This window comes from Rhodosalinus sp. FB01 (genome assembly GCF_041365715.1).
In the GTDB taxonomy this organism is placed as follows: Bacteria; Pseudomonadota; Alphaproteobacteria; order Rhodobacterales; family Rhodobacteraceae; genus Rhodosalinus.
In genome coordinates this window covers 1-245 of sequence record NZ_JBGFSH010000038.1, presented here as the reverse complement: position 1 = coordinate 245, position 245 = coordinate 1, and the positions used below count along the sequence as shown (strand labels likewise).

The window sequence follows — 245 nt, the reverse complement described above, 5'->3', positions numbered from 1 at the left end:
CGCCCCATGCGCTTTCAAACCCCTCTGGTGCCGGCGCGCCTGCTCCGCCGCTACAAGCGTTTCCTCGCCGACGCGCGCCTCGAGGACGGGCGCGAGGTGACCGCGCATGTCGGCAACCCCGGCTCGATGATGGGCCTCGCCGAGCCCGGCGCGCGCATCTGGCTCGAGTCGAACGACGACCCCAAACGGAAGCTCAAGTACGCCTGGCGGCTGGTGGAGCACGCGGACGGCCATTTCACCGGCGT

1 pseudogene is annotated in these 245 nt (G+C 70.6%); it reads left to right on the top strand.

Annotation, left to right across the window (positions count from 1 at the left end):
- Nucleotides 1-6: 6 nt before the first annotated feature.
- Nucleotides 7-245: pseudogene (locus AB6A65_RS16405) on the top strand (DNA/RNA nuclease SfsA); the annotation flags it as partial.